General features: G+C 33.0%; 15 protein-coding genes. 9 read left to right on the plus strand and 6 right to left on the minus strand.

The genetic code is table 11. The annotated features are described in order from the left end of the window. Window positions 1-263: 263 nt before the first annotated feature. Genes L3J35_10750 through argB form a run of 4 tightly spaced genes read left to right on the plus strand, consistent with a single transcriptional unit; the run spans window position 264 to window position 3,972 of the window. Entirely contained in the window at window positions 264-1,070 is an 807-nt protein-coding gene (locus tag L3J35_10750) for an NAD+ synthase (protein ID MCF6366667.1), read from the plus strand. Window positions 1,071-1,080: 10 nt separating this feature from the next. Then, complete coding sequence (locus L3J35_10755) at window positions 1,081-2,202, plus strand: DegT/DnrJ/EryC1/StrS family aminotransferase (GenBank protein MCF6366668.1); 1,122 nt, start codon at window positions 1,081-1,083, stop codon at window positions 2,200-2,202. 11 nt (window positions 2,203-2,213) lie between these two features. Then, on the plus strand, window positions 2,214-3,137 hold the full coding sequence (locus tag L3J35_10760; GenBank protein MCF6366669.1) for a tetraacyldisaccharide 4'-kinase: 924 nt from the start codon (window positions 2,214-2,216) through the stop codon (window positions 3,135-3,137). After that, window positions 3,121-3,972, plus strand: coding sequence for an acetylglutamate kinase (gene argB / locus L3J35_10765; protein MCF6366670.1), 852 nt, complete (start codon window positions 3,121-3,123; stop codon window positions 3,970-3,972). The genes L3J35_10760 and argB overlap by 17 nt, the downstream gene beginning before the upstream one ends. 3 nt (window positions 3,973-3,975) lie before the next feature. Here argB and L3J35_10770 read toward each other — a convergent pair whose 3' ends face one another. Next, window positions 3,976-5,151, minus strand: a complete 1,176-nt coding sequence (locus tag L3J35_10770) for an FAD-binding oxidoreductase (protein ID MCF6366671.1) — start codon at window positions 5,149-5,151, stop codon at window positions 3,976-3,978. A gap of 100 nt (window positions 5,152-5,251) precedes the next feature. On the opposite strand from L3J35_10770, the gene L3J35_10775 reads away from it, so the two are divergent. From L3J35_10775 to proS, 5 genes are read left to right on the plus strand one after another with little or no spacing between them, the layout of a single operon-like run. Further along, entirely contained in the window at window positions 5,252-5,539 is a 288-nt protein-coding gene (locus tag L3J35_10775; GenBank protein MCF6366672.1) for a DUF2018 family protein, read from the plus strand. A 6-nt stretch (window positions 5,540-5,545) separates the two neighbouring features. After that, window positions 5,546-5,959, plus strand: coding sequence for a hypothetical protein (locus L3J35_10780; GenBank protein ID MCF6366673.1), 414 nt, complete (start codon window positions 5,546-5,548; stop codon window positions 5,957-5,959). Window positions 5,960-5,972: 13 nt separating this feature from the next. Then, a complete protein-coding gene (locus tag L3J35_10785; GenBank protein MCF6366674.1) occupies window positions 5,973-6,860 on the plus strand; it encodes a polyprenyl synthetase family protein in 888 nt (295 codons plus the stop codon). Window positions 6,861-6,901: 41 nt separating this feature from the next. Next, on the plus strand, window positions 6,902-8,152 hold the full coding sequence (hemA, locus tag L3J35_10790; GenBank protein MCF6366675.1) for a glutamyl-tRNA reductase: 1,251 nt from the start codon (window positions 6,902-6,904) through the stop codon (window positions 8,150-8,152). Window positions 8,153-8,154: 2 nt separating this feature from the next. Beyond that, entirely contained in the window at window positions 8,155-8,994 is an 840-nt protein-coding gene (gene proS, locus L3J35_10795) for a proline--tRNA ligase (protein MCF6366676.1), read from the plus strand. 148 nt (window positions 8,995-9,142) lie between these two features. Here the strand turns inward: proS and L3J35_10800 are convergent, their stop codons facing one another. The 5 genes from L3J35_10800 to L3J35_10820 all read right to left on the minus strand — a co-directional run bounded on the left by L3J35_10800 (window position 9,143) and on the right by L3J35_10820 (window position 16,647). Then, complete coding sequence (locus L3J35_10800; protein ID MCF6366677.1) at window positions 9,143-9,745, minus strand: DUF4254 domain-containing protein; 603 nt, start codon at window positions 9,743-9,745, stop codon at window positions 9,143-9,145. Between the two features lie 255 nt (window positions 9,746-10,000). After that, on the minus strand, window positions 10,001-13,393 hold the full coding sequence (locus tag L3J35_10805; protein ID MCF6366678.1) for an efflux RND transporter permease subunit: 3,393 nt from the start codon (window positions 13,391-13,393) through the stop codon (window positions 10,001-10,003). A gap of 43 nt (window positions 13,394-13,436) precedes the next feature. Beyond that, window positions 13,437-14,543 (minus strand): efflux RND transporter periplasmic adaptor subunit, encoded by a 1,107-nt coding sequence (locus L3J35_10810; protein ID MCF6366679.1) that lies wholly within the window; start codon window positions 14,541-14,543, stop codon window positions 13,437-13,439. A 72-nt stretch (window positions 14,544-14,615) separates the two neighbouring features. Next, a complete protein-coding gene (locus L3J35_10815) occupies window positions 14,616-16,025 on the minus strand; it encodes a TolC family protein (GenBank protein MCF6366680.1) in 1,410 nt (469 codons plus the stop codon). Between the two features lie 10 nt (window positions 16,026-16,035). Continuing rightward, complete coding sequence (locus L3J35_10820; protein ID MCF6366681.1) at window positions 16,036-16,647, minus strand: TetR/AcrR family transcriptional regulator; 612 nt, start codon at window positions 16,645-16,647, stop codon at window positions 16,036-16,038. Between the last annotated feature and the right edge of the window lie 11 nt (window positions 16,648-16,658).

Consider the following 16,658-nt stretch of genomic DNA (forward strand, 5'->3'; position numbering starts at 1 on the left):
AGCCTGTTATAACCTAAGACGGACACCTGCACTGGCTAGAGCTAGGAACTGATACCAAAAGAACAAAAAAGAGAGAGATTGCGATACAAATCAGTAAAAAATAGAAAAATAGTCTAAAAAATCACTTGAAAATTGAAAGTGAATTTTTAAAATGCTAGAATATCAAAATCAAGAAGAATCAGCTGGCTTGTTCAGAGGGTTCAGTTATTTGTTAAAGAATTTTTGATATAATATTTTTTGTTAAAGTTACTTAAAGGTTAGTGATGAAGAAATATGAGCAGATAACAACTTATCTGCAGCATTTTTTAGATAACGAAGTTCGTAAAACAGGGATTAGCTCAGTAGTTTTGGGGCTTAGTGGCGGAATTGACTCTGCTGTTGTGGCTGTACTGGCTCAAAGAGTTTTTAAAGATAATCTTTTATGTGTAAAGATGCCATCACAATACTCTTCGCAGAGTTCAGTTGATGATGCAGATGAACTTTGTAAAGATTTTTCAATAAACGTAATTACTTCCTCAATAAAACCAATATTGAAAATATATGAAGAATTGAATCCAAACATGAATAATCTTAGAAAAGGAAATCTTTCTTCAAGACTTAGAATGACTACTCTTTTTGATATCTCTGCTAGAGAGAGTGCTTTGGTGCTTGGAACTAGTAATAAGAGCGAATTAATGTTAGGTTATGGAACTCTTTATGGAGACCTCTCAAGTGCGATAAACCCGATAGGTGATTTATATAAGAGTGAAGTATATGAGTTGGCGGAGTACTTGGGTGTGTCAAAAAGTATTATTAAAAAGCCACCTTCCGCAGATTTGTGGGATGGTCAGAGTGATGAGGCTGATTTGGGGTATACTTATGCCCAAATTGATAAAGTACTGAAGTTTTATGTAGAAGACAGATTAAGCAAAGAAGATATTATTAAACAGGGATGTGACAGGGACATGCTCGATATGATTATTGGGCGAATATTTGCGAATCAGTTTAAGAGAAAGATGCCGGTAATTGCAAAATTGACATCTAGAACTATAAATCATGATTTTAATTATCCAAGAGATATAACTTTATAAAGGGTGAAGTATGAAAGTTCCATTTAGTAGGTATGAAAGCAGCAGGCAAGCGCATTCAAATGTAAGTGATGTTTTAGATGGCGAAAAGTTAGACCAGGTTGCAGAGTTGGAGAGTGACTTTGTCTCTTATATTGGTGCGAAGTATGCACTAGCAACTTCACACGGCACTTCTGCACTTCATTTAGCAATGTTAGCTCTTGATTTAAAGCGTGGTGATAAGATAGTTTGTTCTGTCAACACTCATCCAAATGTACCGGAAGTTGTTCGTCATTTTGATGCAGAGCCGGTTTTCATAGATATAGATGCTGATACTTATAATATTAATCTTGATAAACTTGAAGCATATTTAGAAGAAAATGTATCTAAAAAATTAAAAGCTGTTATAGTTACTCATATAGCTGGTCAATGTACGGATTTAGATAGACTTTACGAGATGGCTAAAACATATGAAGTAAAAATTGTTGAAGATGCAAGTGAAGCTTTAGGTGCTACATATAACGGTAAAAAGATAGGCACAACAGGTGCAGATATAACTTGTTTTGATTTTTCAGCCCATCTAAAAAAAGATGTTTGCAATGGTGGCATGCTTGTGTCAGATAATGAAGAGATTATTGAAAGAGCTAAACTTTTAAGTTCACATGCTATGAAAAAAGATGAGGATTCATTGGAATACATTTATGATATTGTAGATATCGGGTTTGATTACTCTATGAGTCAGCTAGATGCTGCATATATTAGAGCACAAATACAAGAGCAAGATAAAAATCTACAAAGAGTTAAAGAGATTGCCGGCATGTACAGCGAAGCTCTAAAAACGGTTGATCATATAACTATACCAAAAGCAATTAGTAGTGAACATCCATTTTCTCTTTATATAATTAAAGTAGATAAAAATAGAGACTCTTTTGCTCTTGAACTGAAAAAAGAGGGTGTTGAGGTCGGACTTCACTATATCCCACTACACTTTTTATCGTATTATAAGACAAAATATTCACTAAAAATAAATAATTTTCCTACCGCATTAACAATTTATCAGCAGGTTATGTCTCTACCAATTTATGCTAGTATGAGCGATCAAGAAGTTAAATTTGTTATAGATAAAATTAAAAGTGTTTCTTCAACAAGAGTTTAAAAGCAAAGTTATTGAAAAAAAATCTAGTTTTTTGGGTTGAAGGGTATTTCTACAGCCCAAGTTTTGTTCAAAAACTGCTCTCTATTTTACTTCTCCCTCTTAGTTGGATTTACTGTTTACTTATGTATCTTAGATTTAAGAGCAAAACTGCCCAAAACTTTGATGTAGATATTGTAAGTGTTGGAAATCTAAGTGTAGGCGGAAGTGGAAAAACACCGCTTGTTACAGCGCTGGCATCAAAATATGATGATGTTGCAATTGTTCTTCGTGGATATGGACGAGAGAGTAGTGGTTTGCATGTCGTGAGTAATGAAGGCGAGATTTTAAAAGATGTAAACATTAGTGGTGATGAAGCTATGATCTATGCTCAGAAGCTTCCAAAGGCAATTGTTATTGTAAGTGAAGATAGAAAAGATGGAATTTTAAAAGCTAAAGAGCTTGGTGCAAAAATTATTTTTTTAGACGATGCCTACTCAAAGCACGATATAAAAAAACTTGACTTGCTTATAGAAGTAAATTCAAGTAATACTTCCTGCTTGCCAGCCGGACCGTTTAGAGAGAGATTATGGGCTTCAAAAGAGGCTGTTACAGTAAAAGATGGAAAAGATTTCAAAAGAGTGGTTGAACTTAAAAATAAAAGTGATAAAATGTCACTTGTAACTGCCATTGCAAGACCAAATCGTTTGAATAGTTTTATACCACATGTGGTTAGTAAAAACTACTTTGAAGATCATCACTCATTTACAAAAAATGAGATAGAGGAGATACTTCAAAGAGATGGCTCAGATTCAGTTTTAGTAACTTATAAAGATTTTGTAAAACTAGAGTCTTTCGAACTTCCCCTTTCACTGTTAGATTTACATGTGGAAGTTGATGAAAATATATTTAAAACAATAGATAATTATAGGAGGAATAACAGTGCAAAAAAAGATTGAAACAGTACAAACGCTACTTGAAGCTTTACCGTTTATAAAAGAGTTTAATAAAGAGATAGTAGTTATAAAATACGGTGGCTCAGCCCAAGAATCACCTCAGTTAAAAGAGAAGTTTGCTCAAGACATACTGCTTATGTACCTAGTTGGGATTAAACCTGTTATTATCCATGGCGGCGGCAAGAAAATCAGTGACATGTTGGATGCTCTTAATATCGAAACAAAGTTTATTGACGGTCAGCGTGTAACTTCAAAAGATATTATGAGAATTGTAGAAATGGTACTAAGCGGAGAGATAAACAAAGAGATAGTTTCACTTCTTAACTCTCACGGTGTAAAAGCAATAGGTATCAGTGGCAAAGATGCACATTTTATTACTGCAAAGCCAAAAGATTTTTCTAAGTGGGGACTGACAGGAAATATTACAAATGTTAAAGCTGAAGTCATTTCAAACCTTATAGCAGAGAAGTTTATTCCGGTAATCGCACCTATTGCTGCCGGTGAAGAGATGGGTCATCCTGGATACAATATAAATGCTGACCTTTGTGCCTCTTATGTTGCAAAAGCAATAGGCGCAAATAAGATTATATTTTTAACGGACACACCAGGTGTATTAAACAATGATAAAGAGCTTTTAGGCACTCTTACAAAAGCAGAAGTTGAAGTTCTAAAGGCTGATGGGACAATCCATGGAGGAATGGTGCCGAAAGTTGATGCTTGTCTAGAAGCCATAGAAGGCGGAGTACAAAAAGCGCACATAATCGATGGCAGATTAGAACACTCTATGCTGCTAGAACTTTTTACATCCGCTGGTATTGGTACGCAGATAGTAAAGTAATAGCTAAACGGAGCTTTGCTCTGTTGGTGTTTTAAAGCACGCTTTCCTGGCCATTTTGTAAAAAAGTTTTTGGGTTGATAACTCTTTTGGTATTTGAGTTTTATTTATAATATTTTCACCTAAAATTTTTGCCAGATAAGGGCCAAATACAAAACCTCTTGAACCAAGTGCATTTACGACATACAGATTCGGGTAGTACTCCAGTGAGTCTTCTGGAATTTTGGTTCCATTCTTTATGGAGGGGTGTTTTTTGATAGAATTTTCATAATCTATGATTTTGCCAATAACAGGGAAGTAACTCTTGCTTGTTGCTCTTGCGCCTTTATATATTTTTACAACTTCTACGTCTTCTAACCTAATTAGTTCATCCGCCTGTTTTAAAAGAGTTTTGATCTGTTCTCCATCTGTATTTATATAAAATGCACATTTATCACATGTAGTCTCACATGTCATATCTTGTGTGTCATGCCTCTGCCCAGTAGCACCTATTGATACAGTGTCATTATGTTTATTAGCTGAGACAGAGATGGATTTATGAATATTAAAAGGGATATTGGTTGTTGTTTTAACATCAATTCTAAGTCCAAATATTGGAGATATATTCATATATGGCAGTTCAACTAAAGAGTTGCTTACTCCTTGAGCTAAAATAATATTTTTTGCTTTCAATTTTCCTGCTTCATATAGGCCGTTTTTAAAGGTTAACCCCTTTATATCTTCAACAAAAAAATCACAGCCCTCAAGCAGCTTATCACAAATCATTTTAGGCTCTAAAACAGCTGCATTTTCATAAAAATATCCATCAACATCTCTAAAGTTTTTTGAAATATTATGAAGTTTTTTGGTGTCAAAATACTCATTCTTTATATGATTGTTTTGTAGTTTTTCATTATTGAAATTATCATTTGGAACCCGCAGTACACCAAATTTATCCATCGCATCAGGAATTAATTTTTGATAAAAATTTATTGAGAAATTTAGAGCAACATTTACAAAAGTGTTGTAAATATTTTTTTTACCGGGAAGAGGGGAGAGAAATGCTCCTGCTGCCCCACTTGCCCCGCCAGCAATCCCTTCTCTGTCAACGACTGCCACTGTTTTGCCATGTTGCTTTAAAAAGTAAGCACTGTTGCATCCGGCACTCCCCGCTCCAATAATTAAATAGTCATATATTTTCATTGTTGTATTATAGAAAAATAAGACTTAATGTCAGGTGTTAAGCCATCATTATTATAGTAATGATATAATCGCAAAATATTTAATAAAAAGGAATTGATAAATGAAATACAGTGCTTTATTTGAAGATGAAGATGATGTTTTCTTAGGTTCTCCAGAGAGTAAACTTATGGACATTGTATTTACTGCTAACAATGATGTTGTAAGATTTGATTTAGCTAATTTTATAAGAAAAACAGCAGCCTTGGAAATGCTTCTTAATGAACACTTAGGAGATGATTTTCATGAAAAAGTCAAAATGCTAATGCTTGAAGAGCGTGATGGCGTTGAAACTAAGATGAAAAGTTTATGTATTGAACTAATGGGTGAAATCGTTTCAAAAAGCGAATAGATAAAATTGAGAAATTTTTTACAGGTTTTTACTCTTTTACTCTTTAGTTTTAGTTCCATTTTTGCCAATGATTTTAGAGAAATCAATAAAATAACACTAAAAAAAGATGAGCAAAAGAAAATTCTTGTAAAATACAACGACAAAGAAAAACTTTTTAAATTTAGCTGGACACTGTACAAGAATGGTGGACTCGTAGTATTTAGGTCTTACGATAAAATTGTTGCTCAAAATGTACTATATTTAAGACATAAAAATCAAAGTTTTAGGCTTGAATTGAAGCCTAGAGGAGCTGATTTTTATAATGTGCCATATATATTAGTTAAATTTAAAGAATTTAATGACAAGAGAGGCGAAGCAGAGTTTGAACTTTTGTTGTCTGATAAAAATTTCCAAATAATGTTAAAAGATTTAAAAAAATGATTAAAGAGAGATAATGCAGAGAGTTGAGAAAGAGATAGCAAGACTTATTGATGAGTGTGATTATGATGAAGTAACTCGCCTTTTTGGAATGCTCTCTGGAGGAAAAAGACTTCGCGCCAAATTAATTTTAAAGATAGCAAGTGAGCATGAAGAAGCTCCTCTTCTTGCGGCTATTGTAGAGCTTATTCATGGGGCAAGTCTCTTACATGATGATGTAATCGATGAAGCAAGTCTTAGACGCGGTATTCCCTCTGTAAATGCAACAGATGGTAGTAAAACAGCTGTAATGCTTGGAGATATTCTCTACTCAAAAGCCTTTACTGAACTGGTTTCTTTTGATAAGAAAATCGCTAAAATAATCGCTTCTTCTGTTACTGCACTCTCTAAGGGTGAAATGATAGATGTAAAGATGGCTGATGAGTTTAACTCGGACGAAGAAAAATACCTTGACATGTTATATCTCAAAACTGCTACCTTAATAGAAGCCGCTGCTGAAGCTAGTGCTATTTTGACCGGTAAAGACTCTGTCTCACATGCTCTTTACGGAAAAAATCTTGGTCTATCTTTTCAAATTATTGATGATATTTTAGATATTACTGCTGATGCAGCGACACTTGGTAAACCTGCTATGAATGATTTTGTAGAGGGTAAGTGTACACTGCCATATATTTATCTCTATAAAGTTTTGAATGAAGAGGATAAAAAAAGGTTGGTTTCTCTGCATGGGAAATTGTTGGGCGAGCAAGAGAGTGCTTGGATCAAGCAGAAGATGCAAGAGCACAAAACTATTGAAAAGTCTTTTGAGTTAGCGCAGAAACTTTCAAATGAGGCAATGAATGCCATGAAAGATGATGTTGAGCTCATAGGTATTTTACATACAATGATAAAAAGAAGTTACTAATGCACTATTTACTTATAAGTTTTACACATAAAAATTCAACTATGGAAGTTAGAGAGAAATTGTCCTATCCGGATGATAGTCATAAAATGAAATTACTGACGCAGCTAAATAGCCATGAAGCTATTAATGAAAGCATGCTTTTGTCAACTTGTAATAGAATGGAAGTATTTTGTAGTTCCAATGATGTTACCAGTGCTACGGAATATATATTTGAGTTATTAACACAAAACTCGAATATTGACATGTGCAAACTTAAAGAAAGACCAGATGTGTTTGATGACAGTAGTGCCGTGCATCATCTTTTTAGTGTTGCATCTTCCATTGACTCTATGGTAGTTGGTGAGACTCAAATTGCCGGTCAGTTAAAAGATGCTTATAGGTTTGCATATGATAATAGTTTTTGTGGTCAAAAGATTGCGAGAGCTGTTCATCATGCTTTTAAGTGTGCAGCAAAAGTTAGAAATGCTACAGATATATCTTCTAAACCAGTCTCTATTGCCAGTGTAGCAGTTTCAAAACTAAAATCAGTCCTCAATAATGTTGAGGGTAAAAGAGCCCTAGTTATTGGTGTTGGAGAAATGTCAGAGATTACAGCTAAGCATCTTGTATCAAATGGTGCTGATGTTTATATTATAAACAGAACAAAATGTAGAGCCTCTGAACTAGCCAAGGAGTGTGGAGCAAAAGTCTTAGATATGGACCAGCTTGCAACTGCTGTAAATGAGTTTGAGATTCTTTTTACTGCAACTTCTGCCCCAAAACCAATCATTACAAATGAAATTGTCAAACCTTGTGATTTTGACAGATACTGGTTTGATATGGCACTTCCAAGGGATATAGATTCTCATGGGGATGAGCGCATAAATCTTTTCGTTATAGATGATTTAAAAACTATTGTAGATGAAAATATAGGTTTACGTGAAGATGGAGCAAGAAAAGCTCATGGTATTATTGGTAGAAGTACTGTAGAATTTTTTGAGTGGCTGGATACTTTAAATGTTGAACCGGTAATAAAAGAGATATATGAAAAAGCTTTTAAAGCGGCAAAAGAAGAGAGTGACAGAGTCATGAAAAATGGCTATATTCCAAAAGAGTATGAGGCACAGGTTCATAAGATGAGTGAACAAGTTATGAAAAGATTTTTACATGAAATGACTTCTAAGATGAGAGGTGTTTCAGAAGATGCAAAATCAGATACAGTAACAGGTGCCTTACAGTTTTTAATAAAAGATAATGATGAAATGCCAGAGAAGTATAGACGTGAACACGCTTCTGATAGTAAACGAGGATAAAAATGAGAAGAAGTAGAGCGTTTATTCCAACAACAAAAGAAGCACCGTCAGATGCAACTCTGCCTAGTCATCAATTTCTAGTAAGAGGCGGTTTTATAAACAGCCAAGGTGCTGGGCTTTATAACTTTATGCCACTTGGAAAAATTGTATTAGAAAAGATTAGATTTATCGTAAAAGAAGAGTTGGACAGGGCAGGTTGTAATGAAGTACAGCTTAGCTTTGTGACTCCTATTAGTTTATGGGAAAGAAGCGGTCGTTCTGAGACAATGGGAAAAGAGATGCTTCGTATTAAAGATAGACATGAAAATGATTTTGTACTGAGTCCTACAAATGAAGAGGCTATGGTAGAACTAGTAAAAAACAGAATAACTTCTTACAAAGATTTACCTCTAAATTTATATCAGATTAATACAAAATTTCGTGATGAAGCAAGACCTAGGTATGGACTTTTACGAGGTCGTGAGTTTTTGATGAAAGATGGATACTCTTTTCACTCTTCTAAGGAAGACATGGTCAGAGAGTTTGACTTGATGCAAGTGACGTATAAAAAGATATTCACTAGACTTGGGCTTGATTTTAGAGTGGTTGAAGCTGATAGTGGAGCTATTGGTGGAGATGGAAGTAAAGAGTTCCATGTTTTGGCAAATAGTGGTGAAGATACTCTTGTTGTGTGTGAAGCATGTGATTACGGTGCAAATATTGAAACTATCTTTGACAATGAAGAAGTTGATGCCTTAAATGAAAAATCTTACGAAGAGCTAAAAGAACAAAAAATTGATAAGCAGTGTTCTTGTGGAGCTGACCTTCACTTTAAAAAAGGGATTGAAGTTTTTTCTTGTTAAAAGAAATATTTGCTCATCGGGATATTGTTCCGATAACGCTTTTAATACGGGAACACATAAGGCAACATCGCCCATTGCCGATAATCTGATAACTAAAATCTTCATTTTTAAAGAGCAATGATGAAAACCGAAAAATTACATTAAAAAATTATTCCGAGTTTCTTAATATCGGATTAAGCTTAGGATCATTATACATTTTCATTTGCTTGTATGTTTTAATAATCGCTTTTCCCGTTTTAATATTTTTAAAAAGTTGATTTATTGCCAAAGATAAATCTTCTCGTTGTTGAAGCAAAATTTTTAATTTAAAAGAACATTTTTCTTTATGTTCCGAATCGGCATCTTCTCTTTCGGCTTCTTCACGCATATGGTAAATTTTCAAATTTAAGATAGACAATCTGTCAATTGCCCATGCAGGAGTTTCTGTAGCAATAAATGCACTCGAATTTGCTTCGACATTTTTTAATTCATTGAAATAGTAATCATCAATAAGTTCAACAAGGTCTGTTCTGTCTTGATTTGATTTATCAATTGCACGTTTAAAAATAAGAGCTTTTTCGGGCTCAATAGCCGGTTCTCTTATTATATCTTCAAGATGCCATTGAACAGTATCAATCCAATTTTTTTTATCAAGAAGAAATTCAATGCTGTCTTCTTTATATTCGGATGAATGTTTTAAAGTTATATCATTCTTGATATGATATTTTTTTATGCTTTCTTCAAAAATCTTGTTGAATAATTTGCTGTCCATTTATTGTTTTTAGTTTAGGGATGCAAATGTAAAAAAAAAAGGCAAAGGCATATATTATTTTATTTTTTGTTTCAGGAATTTAACATTTAAACTTAGAATACCGAATCGGGAATTACAAGGAATTGATGAAAATATCAAATTAATTGCTAAATGACGAATAAAAATATCTTACAGAACAAAGACCTTAATGCTTTAAGTAAAAAGTTGCAGAGCTCTTCAAAAGTGCTTTGCAACTAATTTATCTGTACTGTTTCTTTATTTATTAAATTTCAATTTTACTTTATTACCAATCATATACATAACGGGAACAAGTATTAATGTAAGGAATGTGGCAAATGTAAGTCCGAAAATAACTGTCCAAGCCATAGGTCCCCAAAAAACTGCATTATCGCCGCCGAAATATATGTTGGGTTTAAAATCGCTGAGCAAAGCTGCAAAATCAATATTTAAACCGGTTGCCATCGGCAACAAACCGAGTATAGTAGTAATTGCGGTTAATAATACCGGTCGTAATCTGGTTTGTCCGCCTTTTACTATTATGTTCACAATTTCATCAAAAGGAAGATTTGCGTCTTCTTCAAGTCCTAATTCTTTTCTTCTCAGCTGTTTTAGATAATCAATATAATCAATAAGAACAATGCCGTTGTTAACGACAATTCCGGCAAGAGAAATAATTCCTACGCCTGACATAATTATCACAAAATCCATTTTAAAGGTAGCAATTCCGCCGAACACACCTATTGTGCTGAAAATAACTGTTGCAATAATAATAAACGGTTTTATTATTGAGTTGAATTGTGTAACCATAATCAGAATAATCAAAGCAACTGCAATTAACATTGCTTTCATCATAAAATCTTCTGTTTCTTTTTGTTCTTCCTGTTCTCCGGTTAGTTCATATTTATACCCGTCTTTAAATTCAAAATTGTCGAGTATTTTTCTTAACTTATTATTAATCTCTGTTCCGTTTGCACCTTCAATTATATTTGAGTATAATGTTATAACACGCTTGTTGTCAATTCGTTTTATTGCACTGAATGAACTTGTATATTCAAATTTTGCAACCGAAGAAACCGGTACGTGAACAAATTTTCCGGTTGAGGGGTTTCTGAAGGTGATTATTTGATTTAACAAAGTTGAAATGTTATTTCGATATTCGGGAGCAAGTTGAATTTGTATCGGATATTCTTCATCACCTACTTTTAAATCGGATATTTCTTTTCCGAATAATGCAGTTCTTATTGTTGCTGCAATTTGTCCGGTTGCCATTCCGAATCTTCTAACGGCATCTCTGTCAACTGTTATCAACAATTCCGGTTTGTTGAGGTCTAAATCCGGTTTAAGTCCTTCGATTCCTGAAATTCCGGAATGATTAATTATTTGAGTAACTGTATCGGCATAAATCATTAATTGATTAAAATCTTCGCCCGAAAGTTCTATGTTTATCGGTTTTCCCGTGGGCGGTCCCATAGTATTTTTTTCAACAGAAATAGTTACTCCCGGATATTTTCCGATAAGAGAATCGCTGACAATACGCATTAGATTTGATGTATTCCTTCCCATTCTGAATTCAAAATCGACCATATTTACCGTTGTAATAGATTTGTTGGGTCGGTTATCCGTTGCTCGTTCATTTTCTCCGACAGCACCTTTTCCTATTGTGGTAACCATTGATTCTACGATTGAATCTTTAAAATAGTCTTCATTTGTAAGTATTTCTTTCAGGTCTTTTTCAATCTCTTTTGCAATACTGTCAGTTGCCGTAATATCTGAACCAATAGGGAGCTCAGATTTTACCATAAAGAATTTGGGTTCATTCAAGGGAAAAAGGTTAACTTTCGGACTTCTTAATTTCATAAAGCCGATTGTTCCGAACATCAGCAGTATTGTTCCGAGAAGAAATAATGTAGGTTTTCTCCCTTTTAAGGCATATTTTAAAAAGTTAAGGTAGAATTTCTCTAATTTAATAAGCAAAACTTCCTGAAACCAAATTGAGATTTTAAAAAAGATATAAAAGTTTAATATTGTGACGATTGCAATAACCATTAATAAGTTTGCCGCAATCATTAATTTTGTAATGTAAAAGATGATTGCAAAAGCTGTTAAAACTCCGGTAATAATGAGGGTTCTTTTTTTGGGCGGTTTTTCGCCTCCTTTTGATTTGAAAACTAATGTAAATGCCGGTATTATTACAAGAGCAACAAATAATGAAGATGACAGAACAATAATTAATGTTTTTGGCAAAAAGCCCATAAAAGAGCCCATCATTCCGGGCCAAAAAAGAAGCGGAACAAATGCTGCAAGAGTTGTTGCCGTTGAAGCAATAATTGCCCATGCAATTTCGCCTACACCGAGTTTTGCGGCTTCAAATGCCGAATACCCTTGTTGCCGGAAGCGATAGATGTTTTCTACTGCAACAATTCCGTTATCAACAAGCATTCCCAGAGCTAATATTAAGCTGAAAAGAACAATCAGGTTAATGGTTGAACCGATTGCTCCGAGAATTACAAATGAAATAAACATTGACATAGGAATTGCAATACCTACAAACATTGCATTTCTTGTTCCGAGAAAGAAAAACAGAACCCACATTACAAACAGTATTCCCATTATAATGCTGTTTTCCAGGTTTTTAATCATTTTCCTGACCATGTCTGATTGGTCGTTTGTAACGGTTACGGTTAAACCTTCGGGGAGTATTGTTTTTTCGGCATTTTCGATAATTTCAAAAATTTGCTCGGAAGTTCGAATAAGATTTTCTCCGCTTTTTTTAATAACCTGAAGTGTAACAACTGTTTCACCGTTTAATCGCGATATGCTTTGTATGTCTTCGTATCCGTCAATTACTTTTCCTTCTTTTAAAACATCTTTTAAGTAAACAATATTTCCTTTTTCACTTTTTACAATTATGTTATTAAGTTCTTCGATATTTTTAAATTCGCCCTCAGTTCTTACTGAACGCCTTGTGTTTCCTATTATTAAATCTCCGCCTGACATACTCATGTTTTCATACGCAATTGCGTTTTCAATATTATCAAATGAGATATAAAAGGCATCCATTTTTTGTTTGTCAAGATTAATTCTGATAAGTTTTTCTTCAGCGCCGTTTATATTTACTTTTGAAACTTCATTGATTTCTTCAATTTTTTCTTCGAGATATTCTGCATACATTTTTAGTTCATCGGTTGAGAAATCTCCTGATAAATTGATGTTTATTACAGGGAATTCAGACGGGTCAATATCAAGAACAACAGGGTCAACGGGCAGGTCGTCAGGCAGTTCGCTTTTTGCTCGATCAACAGCATCTTTAACGTCTTGTAAAGCTGTTTTAATGTTTACATCTGAATTCATATCTAACATAATCAATGAATTATCTTGCGAAGATGTTGATGTCATGTTTTTGATTCCGTTTACGGTAAATACCTCTTTTTCAAGAGGTTTGGTTACAAGGTTTTCAATGTCGGAAGGAGCATTTCCGGGATATGGTGTTTGAATCATAACCATGGGCAAGGCAACTTCGGGATACATTTCTTTCGGAAGGTTTTTGTATGTTAATCCGCCGGCAATTGCCAAAATAGCAATTAAAAGATATACCGTGTTTTTATTTTTTAGAGATGCTGTTGTTATGTTAAATTCTCGTCGTTTCATATTTTTTGAATTGCTGTATTTTTTTATCTTTCAAAAGAAAAGTTTATTTTACAATTTCAACTGTTGTTCCTGAATTGATTAGGTTATAACCTTCTGCAATTATTTTTTCGCCTTCATTTATTCCGGATTCGACAATGGTGTTATTTCCGGTATGCATTCCTGTTTTGATATATCTTTTTTCGGCTTTAAATTTTCCGTTTTCTTCTTTTGCAATAAAAATGTAGTTTCCTTTTCTGTCACTTTTAATAATTATCGAAGGGATTGCATAATTTTCGCCTGAATAATCTGATAAAATGATTTTTGCAATCATATTCGGTTTAATTTTTTTGTCTTTGTTTTCAATTTTAACAACAACTTTAAATGTTCTGTTTGCACGGTTAATAATATTTCCTGTTCTGTTAATTGTTGCAATTTTTATTAAATCGGGGTAGGTCGGAAATTTAACGGTAACAGAATCTCCTTTTTTGATATACGGTAAGTATTTTTCGGATATATCTGCTTCAACTTCCATAATGTTAAGGTTTACTAAGTCAATAACTTGTCTGCCGGGCATAGCCATTTCACCTTTTTTGAAATAAATTTCATCAACAATACCTGAGAACGGTGCAGTTATTATGCTCATTTGATATTGTGCATTAACGGTTGCAAGTTTTGCTTCAAGACTTTCTTTTTGGTTTTTTGCTTGTAAATAATCTATTTCTTTGCCTATTTTTTGCTCCCAAAGTGTTTTTTGCTTTTCATACAGAACTTTTGCAAGTTCTAAACCTGTTTTCAGTTCTTTTATACTGCTTAATATTACATCTGAATTAAGTGTAACCAGTAATTGTCCTTTTTTTACAAATTGTCCTTCTTTAACATAAATTCGTTTAATTTGCCCGTTCATTTCAGGAGAAATAAATGCCATATTTACGGCTTTTGCGGTTCCGGTTGAAGAGAATGAATGTTTAACCTTGGTTTTTTTTGCCTCAATAATTTTAACTTTTATACTGTTTTCAAAAACAGCATCCGGATTTTTATGCAGTTCTTTTTCAAGTAATTTAATTTTTTCTTTATACTCGAAAATCTCATTTTTAATATCTTCGGTTGATCTTTCAGAACTGCATGCTCCGAAGAAAAGTGCGGTTATTAGGATGATGCTGATTTTTTTCATTTTATATATTTTAAAATACTTTGTTTATTGTAATTTGTGAACTTCATTTAATCAGTTAAAAGATTTTTGTTTTTACAATTGATTCATTAATCTTTTTAAACTTATGTGTTTGTCAATAAGTTGGTTTAATGCTTGATAATATGATGTTAATGCTTGAAAATATTGTGTTTGGTAGAGTGCCAAGTTAAAACTTTGCTCGGTTCCTATTTTGAATTTTTTATATGAGTTTTCATAAATCTTTTTTGCCAGATGTCTTTGCTCAGATGTATTCCTTACCGTATTTATTGCTGTTAAAAAATCTGCTTTTGTTTGTTCTGTTTCTAACATTAGTGCTTGCTTTGTTTGGCTTTTTAGGTTTTGCATTTTTTCCAAATCAAATTGTGCTTGTTTAATTTTTGCATAACGTTGCCCGCTGCTGAAAATAGGTATGGAAACTTTGATTCCCCAAACAGAAGTCGGATACCATTCAGCATCTTCGGAAAAGAAATTTAAAGAATCCAGCATTGCTTTTTTCTGATATGAGTAAAATCCTACAACAGAAGGTAAGGTTTTTGTTTTTTCGCGTTGCAGACTTAAATCAGCAAGGCTTTCTTGCACTTGAATTAGTTGATAATCAATATTTTGATTAATGTTAAATTCTTCCGCAAATAAATTATTTTCTTCAATTTCTTCAATAGCGTCACTTAGTTTTCCTGAAATATTTATTTTTTGATTGTAATCAATTCCTGATTGAAATTTAAGAAGCCTGTATAAAATTTCTTTTTGCTTTTTGAATGATATAAGTGAGTTCTCTGTACTTTTTAGATTTAATTTTAATTGTTCAACATCTGTTTCTTCTAAAAAGCCGGCTTCATATAACTTTTCATTTTCACCTAATAATTTAGCAATACTTGAATATACAGAATCTAAAGCGATAATGCTTTCTTCGGTAATCAAAATTAAATAATATGTTTTTTCAATATTTTCTTTTACTTCAATTATGCTTTTATCTTTTGATTTCTCAGATAAATTCATATATATTTTTGATGCTCGCAAACCGACAATATATTCTCCGCTGAAAATAATTTGAGATACTGAAACACCCCAGTCGGCATTGTACTTGTTTCCGAATTGAATCGGTATCTTATTACCTTCGGTAAACGGAGCAAGCGGTGTTAAACCGAATGCATTTGTATTAACGTCATAAACTGCGGGAGCAATGAAATTGGGCATTAATTGAGTAGGGATTTCAGTGAAATTTTCATATTGCAATGAGCCTGAAACCTGAGGTAAGCCGATCGCTGTTGTTTCCCATTTTATTGCTTTTGATTTTTTAATATCCAACTCTGAATTTTGAATTTGGTAGTTATGTTCAATTGCATAGTTTTTTAATTCTTCTAAAGAATAGTTTGCGGAACTGTCGGAAGAATTATTTTGAGCACTTGAAAAATTAACTAATAAGATAAGTAAACTTAACAGAATTGTGTTTCTAATTTTTAACATTTTATTATTTTTAGTCTAATTCTTTAATTTTTTGGTTTAATAATTTTATTCCTTTCGGGCTGCAAATTGCTCTGAGGTGGTAAATAAACATTTGCTTCATTGCATGCGGTTTTGTAAATTCTTTAAATGAAACAATTGAGTTTTCAATTTTTTGCACTTGAAGTATAACTCTTTGTTTTGCAATTAGTTCTATATCAATATCGTTATAGTATAAACCTTCTTTAATTCCTTTCTTAAGATTTTTAAGCATCATTTGATAAACTGAAAATGATTTTTTTTCTTTTAATTCTTTGTCAACTACAGGATAATATTTATGCATATCATATTCTACCGAAGGATTATGCGTTTTCAGCATATTTATAAGGTTTTTATGTATTTCAAGAACTTCTTCTACGGCATTTAATTTCTTTTTTGTTATGGCTTCAAAACGTTTACTTTGTATGCCGAATTCGTAACGGAATGCTTCTGTCAGTAAATCAATTTTATCATTAACATATTTATATAATGTTTTTTTTGAAATCATACATTCTCTGGCAACATCATCCATGGTAACACTTTTGATTCCGAACTTTTTATATAAAGAAGTTGCGGTTTCTATTATTTTTTGTTTAATGTCTTCCATGTCGCAAACAT

The sequence above is a fragment of the Bacteroidales bacterium genome (assembly GCA_021648725.1).
Lineage (GTDB): Bacteria > Bacteroidota > Bacteroidia > Bacteroidales > JAADGE01 > JAADGE01.